This window comes from Kitasatospora sp. NPDC093558 (assembly GCF_040683475.1).
Classification (GTDB): Bacteria; Actinomycetota; Actinomycetes; order Streptomycetales; family Streptomycetaceae; genus Kitasatospora.
This window is the reverse complement of the sequence record NZ_JBFBDY010001052.1, coordinates 1-1,637: the sequence shown is the minus strand read 5'-3', so window position 1 is coordinate 1,637 and position 1,637 is coordinate 1. Positions and strand designations below refer to the sequence as shown.

Below are 1,637 nucleotides of genomic sequence, written 5' to 3'. Positions count from 1 at the left end.
GGCGGAAGCGTTTCCTGTGGCCGTGTTTCTCGCGGGTGGTCTCGGCGGTGAAGTCCAGGTTCTCCAGGCCGATCGCTCTCACGCCGCAGCGCTTGGCCCAGTGCAGCAGCCGGCTGATGGCGTGGCGGATCTGCGCGTCGCGGTGGGCGGTGGTACCCGTCAGGTCGTAGAAGAACCGGTGGGGCTCGCCGACCGGGTTGCCGTGGACGTCGAGACGCCAGCACGCGAAGTGGTCGGCGTTGGTGTCCACCCCGACCATCCCGGCCGCCCGTGCCGCCTGCAGCGGCATGGTCTTCACAACGGGGCGGGTCCAGGAGGCGTCCAGGTACCAGCGTCCACGGTCCACGTCCAGGTGGATGCGGTACGCCACCGCCCGGTTGGCCTCGATACGGTCGGCCCACTCGGCGCCCCGGTGCGCGAACGCCACCCTCGCGGCCAGGACGTACCGGCCGTTGCGCGCGTTCGCCAGGTCCGCGAGCGGCGTGGGCAGCTTGATCGACACCTCGCCCTGCGGGGTGACACGGATGGTCTCGTTGCCGAAGCGTTTGCCGGACTCCCCGTCCGCGGACAGGAACCAGCGCGACGACTCCCACCGCCCACGCCAGTCGGCCTCGCTCAGACCGGCAGCGGCAAGGTTGTGCCGGGTGTTGAGCAGCTTGCGGCCACCGCGCACCACGTGCACGCGACCGGCCGCACGGTCCGCCGCCACCACCGCACGGCGTTCTTCGAGGATCGCCAACCGGCGGGACTTGTGAAACCACTCGTGTGCCGAGCGGTATCCGCCCGGCATGCGCCGGGTGCCCTTCTCCCCGAGCGGCAGCGACAGCCGGTACGCGATCGTCCTGATCCCGGCATCCAGGGAATCCAGGTGCGCGGCCTGCCCACGCCGGGCCAGCGCCCACTGGTCATGCGTCGCCTTCGTGATCGACCCCGCCCAGCGGGACGAACACTCGCCGGTCAAGTCCCGCTTACGAGCCGCCCACCTGGCCGCGCAATGGTCCAGTCCATCGCCACACCGGGCCCTGAGATCCCGGGACGCCAGCGAACCCAGATGAGCGCCAACGAGCAACAACACCCGCTCGTCCTCGGACGTGAGGCCCTTGAGCCGGTCCCGAACCGACACACCCGACGGACCGAGAACAACGAACGGCGCGTCAACCGACCGCAGACCGGCCAACCCCCCAACACCCCCAACCCCTGGACAGCCGAACCAAGTTCATCACCACATCGCAGGTCGGAGCCCGCTCCCAACCAGGCGAACAAGCCCTCGACCAACGCGTCACCGCAGCATAACCATCACCACCGACAACACACCCAAATCGCCTCATGGGCACTCATGAACACCCGACAGCCAGCAGTTACCAACCCCCGTGACTGCCTCAGAGCTCCGCCGGCTGTTCAGGTGGTGCGAGGCTTCGACGTCTCGTACCACCTGAAGTCGGGAGGTCAACTGGCGGGCTCGGCCTCCGGCTTGTCGACGATGGTCGAGGTGAGGATGGCCGAGGCGTAGTCGTAGCCCTTGCCGTTACCGGCGCCCGGGGACGGGGTGCCGGCGGGCGGGAGGCCATCTGGGCCGGCGGGCGGGAGGTCGGAGAGGAGGACCTCGCGCACGCCGAGGAAGGCGCCGGTGGTCTTGT

1 protein-coding gene and 1 pseudogene are annotated in these 1,637 nt (G+C 69.5%); both read right to left on the bottom strand.

Annotated elements, in window-relative coordinates; genetic code table 11:
- A partial coding sequence (locus tag AB0O00_RS38365; RefSeq protein ID WP_363659313.1) for an IS200/IS605 family accessory protein TnpB-related protein occupies window positions 1–1,177 on the bottom strand: 1,177 nt, incomplete at its 3' end.
- Between the two features lie 269 nt (window positions 1,178–1,446).
- A pseudogene (locus AB0O00_RS38360) lies at window positions 1,447–1,637 on the bottom strand (hypothetical protein); the annotation flags it as partial.